This is a genomic window from Aestuariimicrobium sp. G57 (assembly GCF_050110855.1).
Taxonomy (GTDB): domain Bacteria; phylum Actinomycetota; class Actinomycetes; order Propionibacteriales; family Propionibacteriaceae; genus Aestuariimicrobium.
Map to the genome: position 1 here is coordinate 26,123 of NZ_JBNINW010000006.1, position 24,260 is coordinate 50,382.

At 68.1% G+C, this 24,260-nt stretch carries 23 protein-coding genes and 2 tRNA genes; 19 read left to right on the forward strand and 6 right to left on the reverse strand.

Features of this window, described 5'->3' with window-relative positions; genetic code table 11:
* Positions 1-164: 164 nt before the first annotated feature.
* Positions 165-1,781 (forward strand): hypothetical protein, encoded by a 1,617-nt coding sequence (locus tag ACQCX5_RS12885; RefSeq protein ID WP_434542445.1) that lies wholly within the window; start codon positions 165-167, stop codon positions 1,779-1,781.
* 98 nt (positions 1,782-1,879) lie between these two features.
* Here the strand turns inward: ACQCX5_RS12885 and pyrB are convergent, their stop codons facing one another.
* Positions 1,880-2,929: an aspartate carbamoyltransferase gene (gene pyrB, locus ACQCX5_RS12890; RefSeq protein ID WP_434542446.1), complete on the reverse strand. Its 1,050-nt coding sequence runs from the start codon at positions 2,927-2,929 to the stop codon at positions 1,880-1,882.
* Between the two features lie 92 nt (positions 2,930-3,021).
* On the opposite strand from pyrB, the gene ACQCX5_RS12895 reads away from it, so the two are divergent.
* Positions 3,022-3,264, forward strand: a complete 243-nt coding sequence (locus ACQCX5_RS12895; protein WP_434542447.1) for a hypothetical protein — start codon at positions 3,022-3,024, stop codon at positions 3,262-3,264.
* A gap of 109 nt (positions 3,265-3,373) precedes the next feature.
* On the opposite strand, the gene pepN is transcribed toward ACQCX5_RS12895, so the two are convergent.
* Positions 3,374-5,950, reverse strand: a complete 2,577-nt coding sequence (gene pepN, locus ACQCX5_RS12900; RefSeq protein ID WP_434542448.1) for an aminopeptidase N — start codon at positions 5,948-5,950, stop codon at positions 3,374-3,376.
* Positions 5,951-6,141: 191 nt separating this feature from the next.
* Here pepN and ACQCX5_RS12905 point away from each other — a divergent pair, with 191 nt between their 5' ends.
* Positions 6,142-6,744, forward strand: a complete 603-nt coding sequence (locus ACQCX5_RS12905; RefSeq protein ID WP_434542449.1) for a mycothiol-dependent nitroreductase Rv2466c family protein — start codon at positions 6,142-6,144, stop codon at positions 6,742-6,744.
* 1 nt (position 6,745) lies between these two features.
* Positions 6,746-8,875, forward strand: a complete 2,130-nt coding sequence (gene ligA, locus ACQCX5_RS12910; protein WP_434542450.1) for an NAD-dependent DNA ligase LigA — start codon at positions 6,746-6,748, stop codon at positions 8,873-8,875.
* A 15-nt stretch (positions 8,876-8,890) separates the two neighbouring features.
* On the opposite strand, the gene ACQCX5_RS12915 is transcribed toward ligA, so the two are convergent.
* Positions 8,891-10,168 (reverse strand): GNAT family N-acetyltransferase, encoded by a 1,278-nt coding sequence (locus ACQCX5_RS12915; protein ID WP_434542451.1) that lies wholly within the window; start codon positions 10,166-10,168, stop codon positions 8,891-8,893.
* 53 nt (positions 10,169-10,221) lie between these two features.
* Here ACQCX5_RS12915 and ACQCX5_RS12920 point away from each other — a divergent pair, with 53 nt between their 5' ends.
* A complete protein-coding gene (locus ACQCX5_RS12920; protein ID WP_434542452.1) occupies positions 10,222-10,677 on the forward strand; it encodes a ribose-5-phosphate isomerase in 456 nt (151 codons plus the stop codon).
* 3 nt (positions 10,678-10,680) lie between these two features.
* Here ACQCX5_RS12920 and ACQCX5_RS12925 read toward each other — a convergent pair whose 3' ends face one another.
* Positions 10,681-10,905, reverse strand: a complete 225-nt coding sequence (locus ACQCX5_RS12925; protein WP_434542453.1) for a hypothetical protein — start codon at positions 10,903-10,905, stop codon at positions 10,681-10,683.
* 66 nt (positions 10,906-10,971) lie between these two features.
* Between ACQCX5_RS12925 and ACQCX5_RS12930 the strand changes: the two genes are divergently transcribed.
* On the forward strand, positions 10,972-11,787 hold the full coding sequence (locus ACQCX5_RS12930) for an Fpg/Nei family DNA glycosylase (RefSeq protein ID WP_434542454.1): 816 nt from the start codon (positions 10,972-10,974) through the stop codon (positions 11,785-11,787).
* Entirely contained in the window at positions 11,760-13,238 is a 1,479-nt protein-coding gene (locus ACQCX5_RS12935; RefSeq protein WP_434542455.1) for a hypothetical protein, read from the forward strand. The genes ACQCX5_RS12930 and ACQCX5_RS12935 overlap by 28 nt, the downstream gene beginning before the upstream one ends.
* Positions 13,239-13,250: 12 nt before the next feature.
* Here ACQCX5_RS12935 and ggt read toward each other — a convergent pair whose 3' ends face one another.
* Complete coding sequence (gene ggt, locus ACQCX5_RS12940; RefSeq protein WP_434542456.1) at positions 13,251-15,125, reverse strand: gamma-glutamyltransferase; 1,875 nt, start codon at positions 15,123-15,125, stop codon at positions 13,251-13,253.
* A gap of 74 nt (positions 15,126-15,199) precedes the next feature.
* Entirely contained in the window at positions 15,200-15,430 is a 231-nt protein-coding gene (locus ACQCX5_RS12945; protein WP_434542457.1) for a hypothetical protein, read from the reverse strand.
* A gap of 56 nt (positions 15,431-15,486) precedes the next feature.
* On the opposite strand from ACQCX5_RS12945, the gene ACQCX5_RS12950 reads away from it, so the two are divergent.
* From ACQCX5_RS12950 to ACQCX5_RS13005, 12 genes are all read left to right on the forward strand, one after another.
* Positions 15,487-15,562 (forward strand) — tRNA-Pro (locus ACQCX5_RS12950).
* A 44-nt stretch (positions 15,563-15,606) separates the two neighbouring features.
* Positions 15,607-15,846: a CopG family ribbon-helix-helix protein gene (locus tag ACQCX5_RS12955; protein ID WP_434542458.1), complete on the forward strand. Its 240-nt coding sequence runs from the start codon at positions 15,607-15,609 to the stop codon at positions 15,844-15,846.
* Complete coding sequence (locus tag ACQCX5_RS12960; protein ID WP_434542459.1) at positions 15,830-16,180, forward strand: type II toxin-antitoxin system PemK/MazF family toxin; 351 nt, start codon at positions 15,830-15,832, stop codon at positions 16,178-16,180. The genes ACQCX5_RS12955 and ACQCX5_RS12960 overlap by 17 nt, the downstream gene beginning before the upstream one ends.
* 88 nt (positions 16,181-16,268) lie before the next feature.
* Entirely contained in the window at positions 16,269-16,691 is a 423-nt protein-coding gene (locus ACQCX5_RS12965; protein ID WP_434542460.1) for a CBS domain-containing protein, read from the forward strand.
* 13 nt (positions 16,692-16,704) lie between these two features.
* Positions 16,705-17,364: a hypothetical protein gene (locus tag ACQCX5_RS12970; RefSeq protein WP_434542461.1), complete on the forward strand. Its 660-nt coding sequence runs from the start codon at positions 16,705-16,707 to the stop codon at positions 17,362-17,364.
* A 47-nt stretch (positions 17,365-17,411) separates the two neighbouring features.
* A tRNA-Gly gene (locus ACQCX5_RS12975) sits at positions 17,412-17,485 on the forward strand.
* 91 nt (positions 17,486-17,576) lie between these two features.
* Positions 17,577-19,070 (forward strand): trigger factor, encoded by a 1,494-nt coding sequence (gene tig, locus ACQCX5_RS12980; RefSeq protein WP_434542462.1) that lies wholly within the window; start codon positions 17,577-17,579, stop codon positions 19,068-19,070.
* 124 nt (positions 19,071-19,194) lie between these two features.
* Positions 19,195-20,511: an AI-2E family transporter gene (locus ACQCX5_RS12985; protein ID WP_434542463.1), complete on the forward strand. Its 1,317-nt coding sequence runs from the start codon at positions 19,195-19,197 to the stop codon at positions 20,509-20,511.
* A 131-nt stretch (positions 20,512-20,642) separates the two neighbouring features.
* Positions 20,643-21,209: an ATP-dependent Clp protease proteolytic subunit gene (locus tag ACQCX5_RS12990; RefSeq protein ID WP_434542557.1), complete on the forward strand. Its 567-nt coding sequence runs from the start codon at positions 20,643-20,645 to the stop codon at positions 21,207-21,209.
* 10 nt (positions 21,210-21,219) lie between these two features.
* Positions 21,220-21,879 carry an ATP-dependent Clp protease proteolytic subunit gene (locus ACQCX5_RS12995; RefSeq protein WP_434542464.1) on the forward strand — a complete coding sequence of 220 codons (660 nt, stop codon included), beginning with the start codon at positions 21,220-21,222 and terminating at the stop codon, positions 21,877-21,879.
* A 183-nt stretch (positions 21,880-22,062) separates the two neighbouring features.
* A complete protein-coding gene (gene clpX / locus ACQCX5_RS13000; protein WP_434542465.1) occupies positions 22,063-23,346 on the forward strand; it encodes an ATP-dependent Clp protease ATP-binding subunit ClpX in 1,284 nt (427 codons plus the stop codon).
* A gap of 26 nt (positions 23,347-23,372) precedes the next feature.
* The gene (locus ACQCX5_RS13005) at positions 23,373-24,149 is read left to right on the forward strand and encodes a nitrilase-related carbon-nitrogen hydrolase (RefSeq protein WP_434542466.1); all 777 of its coding nucleotides are present in this window, start codon (positions 23,373-23,375) and stop codon (positions 24,147-24,149) included.
* Positions 24,150-24,260 lie beyond the last annotated feature (111 nt).

Sequence of the window (24,260 nt, forward strand, 5' to 3'; positions counted from 1 at the left end):
CCCGCCATCCTAGGGGTCACGACTGGACGAAGCAGCCGGGTGGTCGCGCTCACCCCCGTTGTGCGAATTCTGGGGAACCCTCCCCGATTACCCCGATGCTGAGTACGTTCATCAGACGTCAGACAACAGATGTCTGGCGTGACGTATTCAGAGGAGATGATGTCATGGGAACCAATCCCCTTTCCCGGCTCGGTCGCCGAGGCTTCTTCGGGGGAGTGGCCGCGGTCAGCGCCGCCGCAGCCGCAGCCACCAGTGCCCAGCCGGCCACCGCAGCTCCAGCCGCCACCCCCGTTCTGCCCCTTGCCCTTCCCGACCCCTCACAGCAGCGCAAGTTCTTCGCCTTCGACTCCGGCCTGTGGAACGGCCACCTGATGAGCAACTGCAAGGTGGTCACGGGCCAGTTCCACAAGGACACCCGCAACAACCCCCTGTTTCGTGAGGGAATCTTCGAGGATCCCTACCTGCCCTGGGAGCCTCGCTTCGACAACGGTTACCCCAACGTCATCTGGGACCCGGTCGCCAAGCTCTACCGCTGTTACTACACCCTGTTCATCAAGGACCCGACCTCGAAGGACACCCGGCCGGCCGATCGGGCCCGCAAGCCCTACGTCATCTCCGGGCGTCAGACCGGCTGCGCCTACGCCGAGTCGAAGGACGGTGTCCGCTGGACCAAGCCCCAGCTCGGCATCGTCGACTTCGAGGGCAGCACCGCGAACAACCTGCTGTTCACCGACATTCAGGGCACCTCAGTGCTCTACGACGCGAAGGACCCCAACCCCGCGCGCCGTTTCAAGCTGCTGACGCTGAAGGAGAAGGGCGGCACGTCGCTGTGCGTCGCCTTCTCCGCCGACGGTATCCACTTCTCCGACCTGCAGCCGTGGCCCGCAGCCAGCGGCAGCCCCGTCCCCGGCGGTGACTGCCACAACCAGGTGTTCATCGACCCGCGCACCAACGAGTACGTGCTGATCACCCGCTTGTGGGACAACAACATCCGGGTGTCGGCGATGTCACGCAGCACCGATTTCATCAACTGGTCGAAGCCGGTCGAGATCCATCGCGGCACCGGCTTCGAGAGCCAGATCTACTCCATGCCCGTCTTCGAAAAGCACGGCGTTTACCTTGGGCTGGCCTCCATGTTCCACGACGGCGACGACACCCGCGACGACTACGACAGTGTCGACCTGGAACTGCACTGGTCCTCGAACACCGCTGAGTGGCAGCCGGTGGCTGTTGACCCAGAGGACGCCACCTTCATTCCGCACGGAAACAAGCGCGGCGGCTACCCCAACGGGGAGTTCGACAGCAATGTGGTCTTCTCGGCCGTGCCGATCGAGGAGGACGACAAGCTGTGGTTCTACTACATGGGCGGCAAGGGCGGCCACACGAACTGGCGTGAGTCGGCGCTCGGCCGTGGCTGGATCGAGAAGGACAGGTACGCCGCCTACGTTCCACGCAGGGGCAACCGGACGACGGTGCTGACCACCCAGGGGCTGAACTTCTCCGAGGGCATCCTGCAGATCCTGGCCGACATCGAGCCCGGCGGTGACCTGAGGTGCGAACTGCGCAATGTCGGCGGCACGGTCGTCCAGCCCGGCTTCGAGTTGTCCAAGTCGCGCGTGAGTGAGCGGGGTGATGGCTGGCTGGACATCTCCTGGCGCGGATCCTCCCTCAGCAGCCTGAACCCGAACGCCTTCTACGCGCTGCGCGTCGAGATGCGCCGCACCAAGGTGTGGGCGATCCAGGGCATCTACCCGCGCCCGCTGAAGTACACCAAGCACTGACCCCGTCGGCAGTGACAGTTCGTCCCCGGCCGCGCCAACGGCAGCCGGGGACGAATCAGTGTCGCGTCGGTCGAGTCAGCCTGCGGGTGTCCGACACGTCAGCCCAGCTCCCAGTCGAGCTCGGCCTTCCACGGGCGCTGCTTCAGCGTCGCCCGCACCGAATCGGCCGAGCAGCCCAGCGCCGTCAGGAACAGCGCCATCCGCACCAGCAGGCCGTTGTCGGTCTGCTTGAAGATCGAGAGCCCCGGCAGGTCGTCCACGTCGTTCGACAGGTCGAACGCGTCGTGGCGGGAGTCGCGCGGCAGCGGGTGCATGATGATGATGTGCTGGTCGACCCCGGCCTGTTCGAGGCGCTCGCGGTCGAGCAGGCTGCCACGCACGCTCGAGTGCAGCTCTTCGGTCATGCGTTCACGTTGCACGCGGGTGGCATAGACGACGTCGGCTCCTTCGAGGGCCTCGACGACCGAATCACACACGATGATCGTGTTGCCGTGTGCGCGTGCGTGCTCGGCGATGGCATCGGGCAGGTGCAGGCTCGGCGGGCTGTACAGCCGGAAGGTGATGCCGTCGTGGATCGAGAGCAGCTTGATCAGCGAGTGCACCGTGCGCCCGAAGCGCAGGTCGCCGACCACGGCGATGGTCGCGCCGTCGAGGTCGCGGCCGCGGGCTCCCAGCTCACGGATCAGCGTGTAGGTGTCCAGCAGCGCCTGGCTGGGGTGTTCGCCGGCGCCGTCACCTGCGTTGAGCACCGGGACCGTGGAGGCCGAGGCGAACTGGGCCACCGAGCCTTCGTCGGGGTGTCGCACCACCATCACGTCGGAATACCCGCTGATGACCCGTGAAGTGTCCTCGATCGACTCGCCCTTGGCCATCGACGAGAACGTGACGCCGGTGGTGGTGGTCACCTCGCCACCCAGGCGCAGGAAGGCCGACTCGAAGCTCAACCGCGTGCGCGTCGACGGCTCGAAGAACAGCGAGCCGAGCACCGCGCCGTCGAGTACGGTGCAGACGCTGCGGCGCTGCGCGATGGGTTCGACGAGGTCGGCCAGCGCGAACAGGGCCTCGAGCCCCTCCCGGTTGAACTGGCTGACGCTGAGCAGGTGGCGTCCGGGGCCGAACTGGGGCAGTGGGGCTGAGGCGGTGCTCACGGCTTGGGTCTCCGATCTGCGGGGCTGGCCCCAGCAAACTAGCACGTGGTCGCATGCCCCGATCGGTGGCGCGTTTCGGCTAGTCTGTGCACATGATCGCTGCGCTTGTTCTCGAGGTGCTGCCGGGTTGGCCCGAACCCGAGCCCTTCTCGCCTCTGTTCCTCGTGCTGCTCACCGTGGTGGGCCCCCTGGCCCTGTTGGCTGTGATCAGCATTGTGGCGTGGACGCCGCGCCTGATGCACCGTGGCCGGGCCGAGGCTCGCGCCGAGGGTGTCGCGATTGAGGCTGGTGAGCTCGACGGCAGTGCGGCGCGCCGCGCCGCGCTGGACGCCTGATCCATCGCCGTCTGATCCATCGCCGTCTGATCCATCGCCGCTGACAACGACAAACAGCCCGGGCCCGCACTGCTGCGGGCCCGGGCTGTTTGCTGTCAGGCACAGTTTCTCAGGCCAGGCTGGCCTGCTGGCACTTCAGCGCCCGCACCAGCGCATCGCGGCGCTCGGTGATCGTGCGGCGCACCTGGTCGGAACGTTCGCCGGCCGCCAGCCACTCGTCGGTGCGCTCGACCCAGGCCTGGTCAGCGTCGATGGGGTAGAGCAGCGTCAGCACGGCGTCAACCGCCGCATGCCCGCGATCTGCCCAGCCGTCGCGGCCGTCCGAGATCGCCTCGGCCACCTCGAGGTAGCGCTGTTGGTACGGGGCCAGCAGGTCGACCTGGTCGAACTGCAGGAAGTTCGCGCACACCGCCCGGTGGGTGCCGTTCGGCACGGCGGGGTCGGCGGTGGCCAGCCGCCACGCCTCGGCCTTTGTGTCGGCATCCTTGAGCGCCGCCCGCACCCCGGCGGCCTGTTCGGCGCCGCTGATGGTCTTGTCGCGCTCGGCCTCTGCGGCGATCTCGTCGGTGGTCGTGGCACCCTGTCGGGCGAGCGCCACCAGGATGCGCCAGCGCATGTCTGTGTCGACGTCCAGACCCTCGGGCACCTCATCGCCGCTCAGCAGGGCCCTCAACAGGTCGACGCCTGCGGGTGAGCTGACCGCAGCGATCAGCGCATTCGCGAACGCGAGCTGGTGGTCCGAGCCGGGTTCGGCGTTCTTCAGCTGCAGCGCCAGCCCTGGCACCAGGTCGGCGCGCACCTGCTCGCGCAGGCTCGGGTCGGTATAGGCGCTCGCGGCGAGGTTGGCCTGCCGGGTCAGCGTCTGCACTGCGGTCAGGTCGGTCTCGGCGCCGACCCCGCGCACGACCAGGTTGACGTAGTCGGACGACGTCATCTCGGCATCGCGGGTCATGTCCCACGCCGCACCCCACAGCAGGGCACGGGCCAGTGCGTCGTCCAGGGTGTCGATGGACGAGACCGCGGTGGTCAGCGAGTGCTCGTCCAGGCGCACCTTCGCATACGACAGGTCCTGGTCGTTGAGCAGCACCAGGTCGGCGCGCGGCTGGCCGACCAGCACCGCGATCGGGGTGCGCTCGCCCGAGATCTCGACCGGCAGCGATTCCCGACGGGTCAACGTGCCCTCGACAAGGTCGAACAGGCCGACCGCGAGCGTGTGGGTGCGCAGCGTGGGCCAGTCGGGGTGGGCAGTCTGGACGACGTCGAAGCGGGTGAAGTTGCCGGCCCCGTCGACGTCGAAGTCGGCGCGCAGGGTGTTGACACCGGCCTTCTCGAGCCATTCGCCCGAGAACCAGCTCAGGTCTCGTCCGGACGCCTTCTCGAGTGCACCGAGCAGGTCGGACAGCTCGGTGTTGCCCCAGGCGTGGTCCCGGAAGTAGGCGCGCACGCCCTCGAGGAAGGTGTCCTGCCCGACGATGCTGACCAGTTGCTTCAGCGCCGAGGCGCCCTTGGCATAGGTGATGCCGTCGAAGTTCTGTTCGACCGCGCGCAGGTCGACCATGTCGGCCACGATCGGGTGGGTGGTGGGCAGCTGGTCCTGGGCATAGGCCCAGCCCTTGCGTGCGTTGGCGAAGCTGACCCACGGGTCGACGCCGCCGTACTGGGCGACGATGCGGCTCTGGGCATAGTGGCTGGCCCATTCGGCGAACGACTCGTTCAGCCACAGGTCGTCCCACCACTTCATGGTGACCAGGTCACCGAACCACATGTGGGCCAGTTCGTGCAGGATCGTGTTGTCGCGGCCCTCGTAGGCGGCGGCGGTCACCCGCGAGCGGAACAGGTACTCGTCGCGGATGGTGACGAGCCCGGCATTCTCCATGGCGCCGGCGTTGTACTCGGGCACGAACGCCTGGTCATAGGTGCCGAACGGGTAGGCCATGCCGAAGTCGGCCTCGAACACGTCGAAACCGCGCTGGGTGGTGGTGATGATGCGCTCGTCGTCCAGGTGCTGCTTGACCGACTGGCGGCACAGCACCGAGGCGGGCACGGGGCCTTCGGTGCCGTTGATGGTGTGCTGCACCACGTGGTACTCACCGGCGACCACGGCGGTGATGTACGTCGAGATCGGCGGCGTGGGGGCGAAGGTCCAGCGGCCCAGGTTGTCGGCCTCGTTGCCGAAGGGTTCGGGCTCGACCGCCGCAGAGTTGGACACGACCACCCAGTGCTTCGGCGCGATCACCCGCAGCGCGAACTGGGCCTTCTGGTTGGGCTGGTCGAAGTTGGCGAACACGCGGCGGGCATCGGCCGGCTCGAACTGCGTGTACAGGTAGACCCGGTCGTCGGCGGGGTCGACGAAGCGGTGCAGGCCCTCGCCGGTGTGGCTGTAGCGGGTCACGGCCGTGATGGTGAGTTCGTGGTCACCGGGCTCGGCGGTGAAGGGGTAGCGGGTGCCCGTGAACGCAGTGGGGTCGAGTGGGGTGCCGTCGAGCACGACCTCGCGCACCTCGTCGGCGATCAGGTCGATGTGGGTCGGCTCGCCGGTCGAGGTGGTGAACCGCGCTGTCGTGGACGAGACGAAATGCTCCGCGTCCTCAAGTCCGAGACCGCTCAGGTCGAGGGTGACGTGGTAGCTGTGGCTGCGCACGATGGTCGAGCGCCGCAGTGCCTCGTCCCTGGTGATGTTCGTCATCGAAGTCCTTTCGCGGTGTCCGCAGCAGGCTAGTGCAGTGTCAGGGCTGAACCGCGTCCACCCCGCCGAACGTTGCCGAATCGTCAGCAACCCCACTGTTTGGCACGTCGCCGGTTCGTTCTGGGCGAACGGGGCTGCCCGGCCACCTCGACGACGACTTTCTTGTCGGTACCCCCGGTTAGGCTGGCGCCATGACTGTTGACGTTGATTTCTGGTTCGACCCCCTGTGCCCCTGGGCCTGGATGACCTCGCGGTGGATGCTCGAGGTCGAGAAGGTGCGCGACGTGCACACGACCTTCCACATCTTCAGCCTGTCGATGCTGAACGAGAACCACGACATTCCCGACGACTACCGCGCGGGCGTGGACGCCGGCCGCCCGGCCACCCGTGCGGCCATCGGCGTGCTCGACGCCTACGGGCAGGACGGCCTGCGCGAGTTCTACACCGCACTGGGCACCCGCTACCACCCCGGTGGTGAGCCGAAGAATGAAGAGACGCTGCGCGCGGTCTTCACGGACAAGGGTTGGGACCAGACCATCGTCGACCGTGCCCTCGAGGGCGAGTGGGACGACCGTGTGCGCGAGTCGTACGAGTCGGGCATCAAGCTGGTCGGCGGCGACGTCGGCACCCCGATCGTGAAGGTGCACGACACGGCGCTGTTCGGCCCGGTCATCTCGCCGGCGCCGAAGGGTGAGGCAGCGGGCGAGCTGTTCGACGGGTTCGAGAAGCTTGCCGCCTACCCGGGCTTCTTCGAGGCCAAGCGCACCCGCACCGTCGACCCGATCTTCGACTGAGGTGCAGGGGCCGGACCCGCAACTGCGGCACCGCTGGACCGACCTGGTCGCGCTGATCACCGACGCGCAAGAGGCCTACTATGGCCACGACGCGCCGACTGTCAGCGACGCCGAGTATGACGGGTGGATGCGTGAGCTCGTGGTGCTGGAGGACCAGCACCCCGAACTGCGCACCCCTGACAGCCCGACCCAGCAGGTCGGGGCCGCCCACCGTCCCACCGACTTCGCACCGGTCACGCACCGGCGCCAGATGACGAGCCTCGACAATGTCTTCTCGGCAGACGAGCTCGATGACTGGTTCGCCCGCGTGCTGCGCGGTGTCGGTGGGAATGTCGGTGCGGGCGACGGCGGGGCGGTGGCGTGGCTCTGCGAGCCGAAGATTGACGGTCTGGCCATCAACCTGACCTATGTCGACGGTCGCCTCGTCACCGCGGCCACCCGCGGTGACGGGCGTGTCGGCGAGGACGTCACGGGCAACGTGCGCACGATCAGGGGGGTGCCGCACCGGCTCGCGGGCGACGACATCCCCGCACTGGTCGAGGTGCGCGGCGAGATCTTCTTTCCCCTTGGCGGCTTCACCGACCTGAACGCCTCGCTGGTCGAGGCGGGCAAGGCGCCGTTCGCCAACCCCCGCAACGCCGCCGCCGGGTCGCTGCGCCAGAAGGACCCGGCCGTCACGGCCACCCGGCCGCTGCGCATGCTCGTCCATGGAATCGGTGCGCGTGAGGGGTTCGAGATCACGTCGCAGTCGCAGGCCTACGAGCGGTTGCGGGGCTGGGGGTTGCCGACGACGACGCACTACAAGGTGGTGCACAGCACCGACGAGGTGCGTGGGTTCATCGCCCATTACGGCGAACACCGCGAATCGGTCGAGCACGAGATCGACGGGGCAGTGGTCAAGGTTGACGAGTTGGCGCTGCAGGCCGAACTCGGCTTCACCAGCCGGGCACCGCGCTGGGCCATTGCCTACAAGTACCCGCCCGTCGAGGTGAACACCAAGTTGTTGAACATCGAGGTGAACGTCGGGCGCACCGGCCGGGTCACACCGTTCGGCGTCATGGAACCCGTGGTCGTCGCTGGTTCGACAGTGGGCATGGCCACCCTGCACAACGCACACGAAGTGAAGCGCAAGGGTGTGCTGATCGGTGACACGGTGGTGCTGCGCAAGGCCGGTGATGTCATCCCCGAGATCCTGGGGCCGGTCGTCGAACTGCGCGACGGCACCGAACGTGAGTTCGTGATGCCGACTCATTGCCCGTCGTGCGGTGCCGAACTGCGCCCCGAGAAAGAGGGCGACAAAGACATTCGCTGTCCGAATGCGCGCTCGTGCCCGTCGCAGCTGCGCGAGCGGCTGTTCGGGTTGTCGTCACGCGGCGCCCTCGACATCGAGGCACTGGGTTGGGAGGCCGCGACCGCGTTGCTGTCATCGCACACGCTGGTCAACGAGGCGGAGCTGTTCTCGCTGACCGGCGACGACCTGGTGAAGGTGCCGTTCTTCACCCGGACGGCGAAGAAGGCCGAGTTGGCCAACCCCGATACGGTGCCCGCCCCCGGCATCGTCGACGGGCAGGTGCTCAGCGCCAACGGTGCGAAGCTGCTGACCAACCTCGAGAACGCCAAGCACCAACCGCTGTGGCGGGTGCTGGTGGCGCTGTCGATCCGCCACGTCGGGCCGACGGCGGCCAGGGCGCTGGCCACCGAGTTCGGGTCACTGGACGAGATCAGGCAGGCGGGCGTGGAACGGCTGGCGGCCACCGACGGCGTCGGCGGCGTGATCGCCGAGTCGATCCGCGAATGGTTTGACGTCGACTGGCATGTCGAGATCGTCGAGGCGTGGGCCCGCGACGGCGTGCGGATGGCCGACGAGCGCGACGCATCGATCGAGCGCACCCTCGAGGGGCTCACGGTGGTGGTCACCGGTTCGCTCGAGGGGTTCAGTCGCGACGGGGCGAAAGAGGCCATCATCAGCCGCGGCGGCAAGGCCTCGGGCTCGGTGAGCAAGAACACCGACTTCGTGGTGATCGGCGCCAATGCGGGCTCGAAGGCGGCGAAGGCCGAAGAGCTCGGGCGACCGATCCTGGACGAAGCCGGGTTCGTACGGCTGCTCGAGGGTGGCCCGGCGGCGGTCTGAGCGCCGGTCGCAGACTCAGAAGTAGCGCAGGCTGCGCGGCGCGACGCTGACCCCGAACAGGTCGGCGAGCGCCGCGACAGCCGCGGGGCCACCGTGCAGCCGCCCGGCCGCAGCCAGCACCTGGGCGCTGACCCCACCCAGGTACAGCGAGGCGAACGTGTCGACGCCCATCGTCACGTCGGGGTCGTGCGTGGTCGGCTCGGCCTCGGCGATGCCGTCGCGCACGACCAGCCGCCAGATGCCCGGGGTGATGCCGGTGGGGTCGTCAATGCCGAGCACGACCTCGCCGGCCAGCAGCCGGCCGTCGCGCTCGAAGTGGCGCACCCGCAGGGCGGCGGCGATGTCGAGCACCCGCAGCCAGATGCCGTCCATCACGCCAGTGACCTTGAGCCGGCGCGAGTCGGTCAGCGCCCAGCGCAGCGGCCCGTCGGGGTTGCCGCGGCGCCACACCGCCCGCTCGAGCAGGTCGTGGTGGCCGATGAAGGCCCACAACCCCAACTCGGCCTCGGGGTTGAGCGGCACCAGGTCAATCACCTGCAGTTCGTCGCCGTTGTTGATCTTGTAACTGAGCACCCCGTCGACCGCGCCCGATTCGTCGACGTGGGCGACGGTGCGCACGGCCCGGTCGACGCTGCCGTCGGTCCAGTTGAACCGCCCGGTCAGGGCGGCAAGGTGGTGGGCGCTGGCACCGGCAGAGCCGAACGTCTGTGCGTGGAACTGGTCGAAGACGCGGGTCCAGGTCTGGGCGGTGCCCTCGGCAGCGGGGTCGAGGTGCACGACCCGCCCGGCCGGCTCGTGGCGCAGTCCGAAGCCGTGGCGGATGTCGAGCGCCAGTTCATGGATGGCCGTGGCGACGCCGAACCCGAACCGGGAATAGATGGTGGCCTCGGTGACGGTCAGCGCCGCCAGGCTCTGCCCGCGGTCGCGGGCCTCGTGCAGGTCGGTCATCATCATCGTGCGCAGCATGCCGCGGCGCCGCTCGGTCTGGCGCACCGTGACGTCGGTGATGAAGTTGGCCGGCTCCAGGTGTCCATGGCCGGTGTTGATGGTGTTGTCCCACGAGCGGAACGTCGCCAGCGGCGCCGCGACCTGGCCCGGCAGGGTGTCGCGGTCGTCCGTGGGGCGCACGGCGCGCAACCGGGCATCGTCGGCGGCCCGGGACTCGGCGAACGTGGCGAGCACGGCGTCGACCGGGTCTGCATCGAGGAACCCCAGCAACACGGCGCGGGTCCAGGCATCTGTCTCGGGCGTGCGGGTGGACGAGTCGATCAGGTGCAGGTCGTAGCTGGTCACTGCATGACTGTAGCGGGGTGACTGCAGCGGGCAGAACCTGACAAGATGGCGGCATGCGTGTTCACATTGCGACCGACCATGCCGCGTTCGAACTGAAGGAGTACCTGGTCAAGGAACTCCAGGCCCGGGACTATGACGTCGTCGACCACGGTGCCGCCGAGTACGACGCCCTCGATGACTACCCGGTCTTTGTCATTCCGTGCGCCGAGGCCGTTGCCGCCGAGCCCGGTGCGCTCGGCATCGTGCTGGGTGGCTCGGGCAACGGCGAACAGATTGCCGCCAACAAGGTGAAGGGCGTGCGCGCCGCCCTGGCCTACAACGCCGAACTGGCCCGCCTGGGCCGCCAGCACAACAACGCCAACTGCGTCGCCCTGGGCGGGCGCATGCAGCCGCTGGAACAGTCGCTCGAGATCGTGCTGGCCTTTCTCGAGACCCCGTGGACGAACGAGGAACGCCACGCCCGCCGGGTCAACATGCTCAAGAAGTACGAAGAGACCGGCAACCTCTGAGGCTCACTGACGCCGTCGGCCACGCGCCCGGGCGACCAGGTCGTCGACCACCAACTCGGCGGCGGCCAGGTCGGCTGTCGTCGGGCGACTGACCTCGCGGGCACGCAGCGCCCGGTCGCCCTCGACCAGGCCCGTGATGCCGTCGCGCCCGAATTCGCGCCGGTCCCCGGCCTCTGCCCGGCGGGGGCCGCCATTCTCGGTGCGGCCTGCGCCTGCGCGTCCAGTCATGGGCGCAAGACTACGCGTGGAATACTGGCCGGACCGTTGCGTTCGGGTGGGATCCAGGAGGTGGCCGTGCCGGAAGGACATGTGACGCACCGCTTGGCGCGTGCCCTCACCGGCACCTTCGGCCAGCACGAGGTCGGGGTCAGTTCGCCGCAGGGCCGTTTCGCCGAGTCGGCCGCCCTTTTGGACGGGCACGTGCTGGCCGGTGCGGAATCGTTCGGCAAGAACCTGTTCGTCGAGTTTCGCACGGGGCTGCCCGAGACATTCCTGCACATTCATCTTGGCCTGATCGGCAAGTTCAACCTGGCCCCGGCCGCGCCCCCGCAGGGCATCGTCCGGTTGCGGATCAGCGATGGGCAGACCGCCGCCGACCTGCGCGGGCCACAGACGTGTGCGCTGGTCAGCGCGGCACGATGCGACGAGGTGGTCGCCGCGCTCGGCCCCGATCCGATCCGGGACGACGCCGACCCCGATGGGGGCTACGCCCGGGTGCGCCGCTCGGGCAAGTCGATCGCCGCGCTGCTCATGGACCAGAAGGTGGCCGCCGGTGTCGGCAACATTTTTCGTGCCGAAGTGCTGTTTCGCCACCGCCGCAACCCCATGACGCCCGGCAATCGCATCAGCGCCAAGGAATGGGCATCGATGTATGCCGACCTGTCGCAGCTGATGCGCCGGGCGGTCGAGGTCGGCAGCATCGACACCGTGCGTGATGAACACCTGCCCGAGGCGATGGGCCGGGCGCCGCGCGATGACGTGCACGGCGGCGAGGTCTACGTCTATCGCCGCACCGGCCAGCCGTGCCATGTCTGTGGCACCCCGGTGAAGTCGGCCATTGTCGAATCCCGCAACCTGTACTGGTGCTCGACATGCCAGCGCCGCAGGTGATCAGCTGGCAGAACCTCGAGGTGGCGACCGGCCCGCGGGGCGACATCGAGAGTGTCACCGACCAGGTCTCGGGCGAGGTGTTGTTGGCGCACCTGCGCATCGAGATGGCCGAACCGTGGCAGCCCGGAGACGCCGACGTGCTGGCTGCCGAGGTGGAACTGTCGTGGGCGCACCCCAGCGGTGCGACCGCCGTGCTGCGCCACGTCTTCGACGAGACGTGGACGATCAGGCTGACGCTGGTGAACCGCACTGACGCCGAAGCACGGGTGCCGGCGCCGCGGCTGCGGTTCCAGGCACCGTGGCCCACTCGCCGCTGGATCGCCGGGGGAGAGGCCTCGATCGGTATCGATCCCGGGCGCGCCGAACAGTTGGTGCTGACCCAGCTGCAGGGCCAGGCGCACGTGGTCGACGGGCAGGTGGTGCTGACCCCCGACCCGCTGGTGCTGCCCGCGCAGTCCGCGACCGGTGGGCCGGGGCAGTTCCAGGTGTCGTGGCGCGGCGCATGGCTGGCTGACCACGTGCACGCCGCCCGGGTGCTGCCGGCCTGGTGGCCCGATCGGGTGGGGCTGGCCGAGGGCCAGGAGGTCGTGCTCAGCCTGCCCGATGCCGCACTGACCACCTCGGCGGGGGTGACGCTGACCCAGCAGGACGAGGACACCTGGATCGCCGGGCCACCCGGCAAACGACTCGTGCAGGTGCACAACCGGCTGGGCACCACCGACATGGTGCTCTGGTGGGGTGAGGGCATCGAACGGGCCCAGCAGCGTGAGTCTGCCCGGATCGTCGAGGTCACCGACCCGCGCACGTGCGAGCCGTGGGAGGCCTGGATCGTCACCCGCTCGGCCGCACTGCTGGGGTCGGCAGAGGTGGACGACTACCTGCGCACCGCCGTCGAGGAACGCTGCGCCCGCTCAGGCCCGGTGCACCCACTGGACGTCATGGCCGTCTGCGCCTGGCTCGCCGACAAGCCCGGCGAGGCCGACGTCTGGGATGAGCTCGACGACCTGGTGGCGCGGATGCCGACGCAACCCGGCAGCCAACTCGCGCTCGTCCACGCGCGGTTGTTGGCGATGCAGCACCGCCGGGCAAGCACATCGCTGCGGTCGCGGCGGGCACCGGCGCGGGGGCTCAGCCGGGTCGAGGACGCGATGTGCCAGGTCGAGGCGGGCCTGCTGCACCCCGCCGACGAACCGGACGAACTCGCGTGGCGCGTGGCGGGCCTGCTCGGGGCCGGGCTGCCCGGCGAGACCGTCGGTCTGGTGCGACTCGCACAGGTGTATACCCTGACGGCGCTGTACCCAGAGCACTGGGACTTCACCCGCCGCTGGCCCACCTCGCTGGCAGAAGCGCGCGAGGTGGTGCAGCACAAGCTGGTCGCCAGCGCGCTGGCCGCTGCCGGCAGCCAGCCGGACGCGTGTGAGGCGTTCGGCTGGCTGTTGGCAGGCGTCTGACCTCGTGGCAGGTCAGGCAGGGGTCACGACCCGGGCGGCGCCACCGCCACCGCGGGTGGTCTCGGCCGCTGCCGTCAGATGGTCGCCGTTGACGGCGATGCCCGAGGCGTTGCCGATGGTGCCGCTGTTGGTCAGGTTGTGGCCGAGTGCGCGCAGCCCATCGCCGGTGGCCGACGTCGACAGCCCGCCGTCGGTGCCGGACGACGCACCGTTGCGGGAACTGATGCGCGGGGCAGCGACCGCGGCCACGAGCGGCAGACCGCGTTCGAGGTGGCCCAGGATGATCTGGGCCACGGTGGTGATGATCGTCGCGCCACCCGGGGTGCCGGCGAGCAGCACGGGGCCCGAGGCGTCCGAGATGATCGTCGGGCTCATCGACGAACGGGGGTACTTGCCCGGTCCCGGAAGGTTCGGGTCGGGCACACCGGCGGTCAGCGGCACGAAGTTGAAGTCGGTCAGCTCGTTGTTGAGCAGGAAGCCGCGGCCCGGCACCGTGATCGCCGAACCGGCCGTGGCCTCGATGGTCAGCGTGTAGGCCACCGCATTGCCCCACTGGTCGACCACGTTGAAGTGGGTGGTGTGCGGTCCCTCGTAGGGCTCACCCTGCGCCACGCCCAGCGGCGGGGCGATGGTGTAGTCGCCGTCGGGCGAACCGAACGGGATCGGCCGGGCCTGGGCCCGGGTCGGGTCGAACAGCAGGGCCCGCTCACGGGCGAAGCCCATGCTGAGCAGTTCGTCCACGGGCACACCCTTGACGTCGCCCACCCAGCGGTTGCGGTCGGCGAACGCGGTCGAGCTGGCCTCGGCGAACCGGTGCAGGTAGTCGACCTCTGACAGCGCCGACAGCCCGACGCCGGTGCGCTCGGCATAGGCGGTGATCAGGTTGAGGATCTCGCCGACCGCGATGCCGCCCGAGCTGGGCACACCCATGCCGTTGACGGTCAGCGTGCGGCCGCCGGTGGTGAACTGGCTCTCGACTGGTTTGAGCACCCGGGCCGAATAGCGCTGCAGGTCGTTGACGCGCAGCTGGCCGGGGTAGACCGTCACACCGGCAACGGTGCTGGGGTTGGCGGCCTCGGCGGCGATCTCACGGGCCAGCCCGCCGGTGTAGAACTCCTGGGCGCCCTTGCGGGCGATCAGCCGGTAGGTGTCGGCCAGGTCGGTGTTGGTGAAGACGTCGCCGATGGCCGGGGCCGCCCCGCCGGGCAGGAACAGCTGCGCCGAGGCAGTGAACTTCGCCAGCCGCGAAGCGTTCGACAGGGTGTGGCTGCGAAAGTTGGCGTCGACGATGAACCCGCGACGGGCAAGTTCTTCGGCCGGCGCGAGCAGGTCGCCGAGTTTGCGGGTGCCGAACCGCTTCGCGGCCACGGCCCAGGTCGCCAGCGTGCCGGGGGTGCCGATTGACAGGCCCGAGGTGACGACCTCGTTGAAGTTCAGGGCATTGCCCGCACCATCGGTGAACGTCTGCTCGTGGAACGTCTGCGGCGCGGTCTCGCGGCCATTGATCGTGTGGACCTTGCCGGATCGGGCCTCGCGGTAGACGAAGAAGCCGCCGCCGCCGATGCCCGACGAGAACGGTTCGGTCAGGCCAAGGGCAGCGGCCGTGGCGATCGCCGCGTCGACGGCATTGCCGCCGTCCCTGAGCACGGCCAGGCCGATGGCACTGGCATAGGGGTCGACGGACGAGACAGCGCCGCCCGCACCAATCGCCTCGGGCACCTTCAGGGGCTCGGGCACCGGGTGGGAATCGGCATGGGCAGTGGTGGGCAGGCCGGCGGCGGCGACTGCGGCGGACGCTGCCGCAGCAGCGAGCACGGTACGACGTGAGGCGGTGGAATGGGTCATGGTGGGGCGCTCCTCGGTGAGCAGGATGAGGGATTTGACCATCCTTGCCCGTGTGGGGGCGTGCTGCTGGCAGTCGTGGCAAATGTCACATCGGGTGTGATCGGGCTGGGGGCAGGTCACGGTTGGGCCTGTCGGCCTCGTCCGGGACGGGCTGGACTGGTGGTGGTGCCAGTTGTGCAGGGCCGGGCCGATGCCTCGTCCGGGCGGGGGCCGATGTTGCGGAACTGGCGGTGGTGCCAGTTGTGCACGCGAAACCGCCCGTCGCGGTTGCGGTCGTGGCGGTGGTGCCAGTTGTGCAGCTTCTGGTCCTGGATGACCCGGGGCCTGGCAAGTGCGCGGTTGGTCACGAGCTCCCGGTGTCCAGTACTCTGGACGACGTTGTCAACGCGAGGCGTCGGCAATTCGGGGCGTAGCGTAGTGGCTAGCGCGCCTGCTTTGGGAGCAGGAGACCGCAGGTTCGAGTCCTGTCGCCCCGACCAATCACATCAACGCGTCGGTAGCACCGCAGTAGTAAACTCGGCCCATGGGTGCGATCAAACTGAGCGTGAGCCTCTCCGATGATGAGTTGGCCGCCCTGGACAAGTACGTGCAAGCAGCTGGTCTGCCGTCGCGGTCGGCGGGCATCCAGCACGCCATCAAACTGCTGGGCGACGCGGACCTGGACACCGACTACGAAGAAGCCTTCCAGGAGTGGGAAGAGTCAGGCGAAGGGTCAGTCTGGGACTCGACGGCATCGGACGGGCTGAGTGTTGCACCGCGGTGAGATCCGGCTCGTTGACCTGGACCCGGCGCGGCCAGGTGAGGCCAACAAGCGCAGACCGGCAGTGATCGTGAGCAATGACAGCGCCAATCAGGTGTCCGAACGGTTGGGCCGTGGTGTTGTCACCATCGTGCCGATCACCAGCAATGTGGAACGAATCCATCCGTTCCAGGTGCTGTTGCTTGCGGATGACACCGGCCTGTCGCGTGACTCCAAGGCCCAGGCCGAACAGGTTCGATCGGTCGCCGTCACGCGGGTGGGCGCGGTCGTGGGACGGGTGCCGACGGCCGTCATGGTGCAGGTGGACGATGCACTGCGGATGCACCTGAACCTCTGAGCGGTAAATGGGCCCCGAAACCCAAGTTTCCCCGAAAGACTTGCCCAGCACGCACCCGCACCCCGCCCCCACCGTTCTACGATCAGACATGCGTATCGACGAGGTGGTCCGCCGCAAGGGACGCGAGGTTGTCACGATCCGCTCCGATGCCACCGTCGGGGAACTGTTGGATCTGCTCGAGAAGCACCACATCGGCGCCGTCGTGGTGTCGGACGGCGATGGCCGCGTTGACGGCATCGTCTCTGAACGCGACCTGGTGCCGCTGGTGCGCCAGGAAGGCGCGTCGGCACGTCCGGTGTCAGACGTCATGACGCGCGAAGTGTTCACCTGCGGGCTGCAGGACGAACTCGAGGTCATCGCCCGCACCATGACCGACCGGCGGGTGCGCCACCTGCCCGTGGTCGACGCCGGCGTGATGGTCGCGATCGTCTCGATCGGTGACGTCGTCAAGAACCGGCTGGACGAACTGCAGGTTGAACGCGACCAGCTCGAGGGCTACGTCCGGGGCTGAGTACTCTGGCCGCATGACGTCGTCCCACCTCGCAGCCGCAGTGCTGGCCGCTGCGCTCGTCCTCGCAGGCTGCACCTCGCAGGACAAGGTCGACGCGACACCGGTCGTTGCGACCCAGCAGCCGACCAGCCAGAGCGCGCCGGCCTCGCAGGCGGTGCCGAGCTCGGCTGCGCCCGCGAGCACTACGTCCACCAGCGCTGCGCCGACTTCTTCGGCCCCGCGAACCACCACGGCCGCACCGTCGAAGTCGTCCACCACGACCGCTGACACCGGTGGCCTGCGTGGACGACCTGTCGACCCCACGACCGGGCCACGCACCAAGGACTTCGGCCAGGTCACGACCTGGGCTGACAAGACAGCCATCCGGATTTCGCAGCCGGTGCCGTTCACGCCGAGCACTGGCGGTGGCGGGCAGTACGTGGTGCTGACCGTGACCGTCCACAACGGGGCACCGGCGGCGCAGCCGCTCGAGTTCTGGTACTTCGCGGCCACCCTCGACGGCAATCCGGTCGAGTCGGTGACGGATCCCGCGCAGGGGGTGGGGCTGCCCACCGGCATGCTGGCCGCCGGGGCCGAACGCACGTTCAAGCTCGCCTACCCGAAGACGTCGGCGCAGAAGTTGGTGCTGCAGGTGACGTGGCGCGACGGGTTCCCGTTTACGTATCAGGCCTGAGCCGTGGCATACTGGGCGCGCTGAATCCGCCGGTGCGGGTGCAGCGCGCGGATGTAGCTCAATGGTAGAGCCCTAGTCTTCCAAACTAGCTACGCGGGTTCGATTCCCGTCATCCGCTCCACCCGGCGTGATTGGTCGGCCTCGGGGCTACATCGCTAAGCTTGGCGGGTCAGCCCTGTCGGGCTCCCATGAACACCCATCCAGGAGAACACGTGCCCAGCACCCTTGAGCAGCTCAGCCCGAACCGGGTGAAGCTCACCATCGAGTTGCCCTTCAGCGAACTCAAGCCGGCCCTCGACAAGGCCTACGCCGAGATCGGCTCGCAGGTGACCGTCCCCGGCTTCCGCAAGGGTAAGGTGCCCGCGCGCGTCATCGACCAGCGCTTCGGCCGTGGTGCCGTGCTCGAGCAGGCCATCAACTCGGCATTGCCCGATGCCTACGCCGCAGCCGTGGCCGAGCACGAGCTGGTGCCGCTGGGCCAGCCCGATGTTGACGTGACCAAGCTCGAGGACGGTGACCTGGTCGAGTTCACCGCCGAGGTCGACGTGCGCCCCGAGTTCGACCTGCCCGACTTCAGCGGCATCACCGCCGAGGTCGACGTGCTCGAGGTCGGCGACGAGCAGTTGGCCGAGCGCATCGAGATGTTGCGCTCGCGCTTCGCCACAAACACCGAGGTCGACCGCGCTGCCGCCGAGGGCGACGTCGTCACCCTCGACCTGGCCGGTTCGCAGAACGGTGAGCCCCTCGACGAGGCATCGGCCACCGGCGTCAACTACAAGCTGGGCTCGGGCGGCATGCTCGACGGCCTCGACGAGGCCGCGACCGGTCTGAAGGCCGGTGAGACCGCCACCTTCACCTCGACCCTGGTCGGCGGCGCCCACAAGGACGAGCAGGCCGAGATCGAGCTGACCGTGACCAAGGTCGCCGAGCAGGAACTGCCCGAGCTCGACGACGACTTCGCCCAGATGGTCAGCCAGTTCGACACCGTCGACGAGATGAAGGCCGACCTGTCTGACGCCATCGTGCGCCAGGCCCGCCTCGAGCAGGCCACCCAGGCCCGCGACAAGGTGCTCGAGGCCGTGCTCGCCAAGACCGACTTCGAGCTGCCCGAGGCGCTGGTGACCGGCGACTTCGAGGCGCGCCAGCAGCAGATCAACTCCCAGCTGGCCCAGGCGGGTCTCACCCTCGAGCGCTACCTGGCCGAATCGGACGAAGAGGCCGACACCGCCGAGGAGTTCTGGACCACCATCCAGAAGCGCTCGCTCGACGCCCTGCGTGCCCAGGTCGTGCTCGACAAGCTGGCTGACGAGACCGAGATCGGGGTGGGCCAGGAAGAGCTGACCCAGCTGATCTTCGCCAAGGCAGCCCAGAACGGCAGCACTCCCGAGCAGGAGATGCAGCACATGATGGAGCACAACCACACCCAGGAGTGGATGCTCGAGGTGCGCCGCAACAAGGCCCTGACCGAGATCGTCAACGCCGCCACCATCAAGGACGCCAACGGCGAGGTCGTCGACCTGACCCGCCTGCAGCAGGACGGCAGCCTGGTCGAGGACACCGAGGTTGTCGAGGACGAGCCCGCCGAGCAGGCCGAAGAGGCCAAGCCGGCCAAGAAGGCCACCAAGAAGGCGTCGGCTGCTGCGAGCGCACCCACCGGCACCACCGCCGTGAAGCCTGCCAAGAAGGCCGAGGCTGACGAGGCCTGATCAGACCCGCCACAACTGCCGCTCCCCCAGGGGGGCGGCAGTTGTCGTATCCGCGCAGTGCTTCTGCCATCTGCCAAGATGGGGACCGCACACGCGCGTTCGCGCGAAGAACGATGGGGGTTGCATGAACCAGCTCGGACGTTGGGCAAAGGGCGTGTTCGGGGCGAAGGCTCCTTCTGCCGCCGAACCGGCCGCCACGCCCGCCGCGTCGACGTCGTCCACGCCGCCCACGCCACCCCCGACGCCGCCCACGCCCACGCCGACTGCCACGGACGCCGTGGCCGAGCGCACGCCACCTGCACCGACGGCGCCGACCGCGACTGCCGACCCGGGGGAGCAGCCCGTCGACAAGGCCGCTCGCAAGCAGGGACCGCCGTTCGTCAATGTCGCCATCGTGCTCGCGGCAATCGGCCTGTCGTTGTGGCTGATGACGACCTACAACGGCCTGCTTGCGCCCATCTTCTTCACGCTGAACCTGATGATCACGGTCTACCCGGTCTATCGCTGGCTGGTGGGGCGCAAGGTGCCCAGCGTGGTGGCCAGCATGGTCTCAGGCCTGCTGGTGATCGCGATCCTGTTGGCGTTCCTGTTCGGCCTGTACTGGTCGGTGGCGGCCATGGTGACGAAGCTGCCCGAATACCAGGAGCAGTTCAACACGATGTACGCCCAGACCATCACCTTCCTCGAAGGGCTGGGGCTGTCGGAAGAGATGCTCAAGGACCAGATCATGAGCATCGACCCGAAATCGATCGCGGGTTTCGCGACCGGCCTGCTGTCTGACGTCGGCAGCGTCGGTTCGACCATCGTCGTGATGGTGACGGCACTGATCTTCATGGTGATGGACACCTCGCAGGTGCAGGACCGGCTGGCACTGGCGGGCCGCAGCCATGGCCGGTTCATCGACGCGCTCGGCAACTTCTCGGCGGGAATCCGCAAGTACTGGGTCATCACGACCGTTTTCGGCCTCATCGTCGCGGTGCTCGACGGCGCCGTGCTGCTCGGCCTGGGCGTGCCGTTGGCGCTCGTGTGGGCCATCTTCAGCTTCCTCACCAACTACATCCCCAACATCGGCTTCGTCATTGGTCTGGTGCCGCCGGCGCTACTGGCCCTGTTCGACTCAGGCCCCAAGACGGCGCTCGCGGTCGTCATCGCCTATTCGGTGCTGAACTTTGTGGTGCAGTCGATCATCCAGCCGAAGTTCGCGGGCAACGCGGTGGGCCTGACCCCGACGCTGTCGTTCATCTCGCTGCTGTTGTGGACAGCAGTGCTCGGACCGCTCGGGGCCCTGCTCGCCCTGCCGATGTCGCTGCTGGTCAAGGCACTGCTCATCGACCCCCACCCGGGGTCGCGCTGGGTCAATGCGCTGATCTCGTCGCGCCCCGAGGACGCGATCGACCCGGAGCCGGTCGACGAGCCGACGTACACCCGGGCCCGCGACTGACCTGTGACCTGAACGCCTCTGGCGAACACCCGTCATGTGCGCGGGTTTTGTCAGAGCCACCGGGTAGGTTCTTAGACGTGAACATTCCAGAAAAGACCATCAAGGCCGCCGCCGGTGGCGGCGGCCTCGGGATGACCGACAACGTCTACCAGTCGCTGCTGGCCAACCGCATCATCTTCCTGGGCTCTGAGGTCAAGGACGAGAACGCGAACGCCATCTGCGCCCAGATGCTCCTGCTCAATGCCGAGGACCCCGAGAAGGACATCTACCTCTACATCAACTCGCCCGGCGGTTCGGTCGACTCCGGCATGGCGATCTTCGACACCATGCAGTGGATCAGCAATGACGTGGCCACGGTGGCCATGGGCCTGGCCGCATCGATGGGCCAGTTCCTGCTGTCGGCGGGCACCCCCGGCAAGCGCTTCGCGCTGCCGCACAGCCGCATCATGATGCACCAGCCCTCGGGCGGACTCGGCGGCACCGCCTCTGACATCCGCATCCAGGCCGAGCAGTCGCTGCACATCAAGTCGACGATGGCTCAGCTGATCGCCCAGCACACCGGCCAGACGCTCGAACAGATCGAGGCCGATTCCGACCGCGACCGCTGGTTCACCGCTGAGCAGGCACTCGAATACGGGTTCATCGACCACGTCTACGAGCGGGCCAGCCAGATCAAGACCGACTCCCCGAACCAGTAAGGAAGCAACGATGACTCTGCCTCTCATGAACGCTTCCCAGCTGCCCGGCGGCATGGCCCCCCAGGGCCCGTCGATGGACTACTACATCCCGCAGTGGGAAGAGCGCACCAGCTACGGCGTGCGCCGCGTCGACCCCTACACCAAGCTGTTCGAGGACCGCATCATCTTCCTCGGCACCCCGATCACCGATGACATCGCCAATGCGGTCATGGCCCAGCTGCTGTGCCTGCAGTCGATGGACGCCGACCGCCAGATCTCGATCTACATCAACTCGCCCGGCGGATCGTTCACCGCGCTGACCGCGATCTACGACACGATCCGCTACATCAAGCCCGATGTGCAGACCGTGTGCCTCGGCCAGGCCGCCTCGGCCGCCGCCGTGCTGCTCGCGTCCGGCACCAAGGGCAAGCGCCTGGCCCTGCCGAACTCGCGCATCCTGATCCACCAGCCGGCGACTGAGGGTGGCTACGGCCAGAGCTCCGACCTCGAGATCCAGGCCCGCGAGATCCTGCGCATCCGTGCACTGATGGAAAACATGCTGGCCACCGACACCGGCCAGCCGGTCGAGAAGGTCAGCAAGGACATCGAACGTGACAAGTACCTGACCGCCGAAGAGGCAGTCGAGTACGGCATCATCGACGACATCCTGACCTCGCTGAAGGACCTCTGAGCCCCAGGGCCACAGAGACAACGTGTTCTGGTGGCGGCGCACCGCCGCCACCAGGTCACGATGGGGACTCAGCGTCAGCCGCTGCCCAGTCACACGCCCACCAACAGCTAGGGTGGGGGTACCGAGTGATCATCATGATCAACTCGTCATCGAATGAATGTCACCGAAGAGGAGGTGGACGTCATGGCTCGCGTGGGGGAGACCAGCGACCTGTTCAAGTGTTCGTTCTGCGGCAAGAGTCAGAAGCAGGTCAAGCGCCTGATCGCCGGTCCGAGCGTCTACATCTGCGACGAGTGCATCGAGTTGTGCCTCGAGATCATCGAGGAGGAGTTCTCGGAGGCCGCTGACGTCGGCCTGCTCGAAGAACTGCCGCGCCCTGTCGAGATCCGGGACTTCCTGGACGAGTACGTCATCGGTCAGGATGCTGCCAAGCGCGCACTGGCCGTCGCGGTGTACAACCACTACAAGCGTGTCCAGGCCCAGTCGTCCGGCACCCCGCGCCGTGCCGAGGACGACGGTGTCGAACTGGGCAAGTCGAATGTGCTGCTGATTGGCCCGACGGGCTGCGGCAAGACCTACCTGGCCCAGACGCTCGCCAAGAAGCTCAACGTGCCGTTCGCCATGGCCGATGCGACCGCGCTCACCGAGGCGGGCTATGTCGGCGAGGACGTCGAGAACATCCTGCTCAAGCTCATCCAGGCCGCAGACTTCGACATCAAGAAGGCCGAGACGGGCATCATCTACATCGACGAGATCGACAAGGTCGCCCGCAAGGCCGAGAACCCGTCGATCACGCGGGACGTGTCCGGTGAGGGCGTGCAGCAGGCGCTGCTGAAGATCATCGAGGGCACGGTCGCCTCGGTGCCGCCGCAGGGCGGCCGCAAGCACCCGCACCAGGAGTTCCTGCAGATCGACACCTCGAACATCCTGTTCGTGGTCGGTGGCGCGTTCTCGGGGCTCGACCACATCATCGGCCAGCGGGTCGGCAAGCGCCCGCTCGGCTTCAGCAACCAGGACGCCGTGCGCAAGGTCTCTGACGACGACCTGATGTCGCAGGTCACGCCCGAAGACCTGCACCAGTTCGGCCTGATCCCCGAATTCATCGGCCGGTTGCCGATCATCTCGACGGTGACCCCGCTCGACAAGGACTCGCTCACCAGGATCCTCGAAGAGCCGCGCAATGCGTTGGTCAAGCAGTACCGCAAGCTGTTCGAACTCGACGGGGTGCACCTGGAATTCACGCCCGAGGCCATCGATGCGGTCGCCGAGAAGGCGCTGCACCGTGGCACCGGCGCCCGCGGGCTGCGTGCCATCCTCGAAGAGGCGCTGCTGGATGTGATGTTCGAGGTGCCCAGCCAGACCGGTGTGGCCGGTGTGCTGATCACCCCCGGTGTGATCGAGGGCACCGAGAAGCCGACGCTGCTGCCGCGCGCCAAACTCGCGCAGCGCCGTGAGATGTCGGCCTGAGTGATGGCTGGCTGACGATGGCCACCATGCGGGTTGCTGCCGCCCAACTGCGCAGTACGCCCGACCCGGGCATCAACGCCGGCCTCGTCGCCGAGTGGGCGGCGCGGGCGGCTGACGCGGGCGCCCAACTGGTGGTGTTCCCCGAGGCCATGATGGCCAACTTCACGGTGAAGCTCGCACCGCTCGCCCAGACCCTCGACGGCCCGTTCGTCACCCGCGCCCGCGAGGTGGCTGCGGCCCACGGCGTCTGGGTGGTCGCGGGCATGTTCGAACCCGCGGACGACGGACGCGTGCACAACACGGTCATCGCCACCGACGGCGACCGGGTGCACCACTACCGCAAGCAGCACCTCTATGACTCCTTCGGCTCGCAGGAGTCGAAGACGGTCAAGGCGGGCACGGACCTGGTCACGTTCGAGGCCCTCGGCACCCGCATCGGCCTGGCAACCTGCTACGACGTGCGCTTCGCCGAACAGTTCATCAACCTGCGTCGGGCCGGTGCCGAGGTGGTCTGCCTGCCCACCAGTTGGGCCCCCGGTCCGCAGAAGGTCGACCAGTGGCAACTCCTCGTCAGGGCCCGGGCCATGGACGCCCAGGCCTTCGTCCTCGGGGCTGACCAGGCGGGCGACCCGAACCCCGACGACAACCCCAAGTCGCGGGCACCGCTCGGCGTCGGCTATTCGCTGGTCGCCGGCCCACTGGGCGAGGTGGTGGCGAAGCTGGGGGCGAACGACGACCTGATGGTCGCGGACCTGGACCTTGACCGGGTACCGGCCGCACGCGCCGCAATCCCCATGGACTGACACCGCGCAGGTTGTGGACTTCTCACAAACCTCTGGGCACAATCGCGGGCGAAACATCGGCGTCACGGGACATGGCATCGGTAGGCTGGTGCGGAACCCGGCCGTGCGATG

What these genes read in the sequence shown, in the direction of transcription:
- ACQCX5_RS12885 (WP_434542445.1), top strand. Translation starts at nt 165, where the DNA reads ATGGGAACCAATCCCCTTTCCCGGCTCGGTCGCCGAGGCTTCTTCGGG.
- ACQCX5_RS12895 (WP_434542447.1), top strand. Translation starts at nt 3,022, where the DNA reads ATGATCGCTGCGCTTGTTCTCGAGGTGCTGCCGGGTTGGCCCGAACCC.
- pepN (WP_434542448.1), bottom strand. Translation starts at nt 5,950, where the DNA reads ATGACGAACATCACCAGGGACGAGGCACTGCGGCGCTCGACCATCGTG.
- ACQCX5_RS12905 (WP_434542449.1), top strand. Translation starts at nt 6,142, where the DNA reads ATGACTGTTGACGTTGATTTCTGGTTCGACCCCCTGTGCCCCTGGGCC.
- ACQCX5_RS12920 (WP_434542452.1), top strand. Translation starts at nt 10,222, where the DNA reads ATGCGTGTTCACATTGCGACCGACCATGCCGCGTTCGAACTGAAGGAG.
- ACQCX5_RS12925 (WP_434542453.1), bottom strand. Translation starts at nt 10,905, where the DNA reads ATGACTGGACGCGCAGGCGCAGGCCGCACCGAGAATGGCGGCCCCCGC.
- ggt (WP_434542456.1), bottom strand. Translation starts at nt 15,125, where the DNA reads ATGGTCAAATCCCTCATCCTGCTCACCGAGGAGCGCCCCACCATGACC.
- ACQCX5_RS12955 (WP_434542458.1), top strand. Translation starts at nt 15,607, where the DNA reads ATGGGTGCGATCAAACTGAGCGTGAGCCTCTCCGATGATGAGTTGGCC.
- ACQCX5_RS12965 (WP_434542460.1), top strand. Translation starts at nt 16,269, where the DNA reads ATGCGTATCGACGAGGTGGTCCGCCGCAAGGGACGCGAGGTTGTCACG.
- ACQCX5_RS12970 (WP_434542461.1), top strand. Translation starts at nt 16,705, where the DNA reads ATGACGTCGTCCCACCTCGCAGCCGCAGTGCTGGCCGCTGCGCTCGTC.
- ACQCX5_RS12985 (WP_434542463.1), top strand. Translation starts at nt 19,195, where the DNA reads ATGAACCAGCTCGGACGTTGGGCAAAGGGCGTGTTCGGGGCGAAGGCT.
- ACQCX5_RS12990 (WP_434542557.1), top strand. Translation starts at nt 20,643, where the DNA reads ATGACCGACAACGTCTACCAGTCGCTGCTGGCCAACCGCATCATCTTC.
- ACQCX5_RS12995 (WP_434542464.1), top strand. Translation starts at nt 21,220, where the DNA reads ATGACTCTGCCTCTCATGAACGCTTCCCAGCTGCCCGGCGGCATGGCC.
- clpX (WP_434542465.1), top strand. Translation starts at nt 22,063, where the DNA reads ATGGCTCGCGTGGGGGAGACCAGCGACCTGTTCAAGTGTTCGTTCTGC.
- ACQCX5_RS13005 (WP_434542466.1), top strand. Translation starts at nt 23,373, where the DNA reads ATGCGGGTTGCTGCCGCCCAACTGCGCAGTACGCCCGACCCGGGCATC.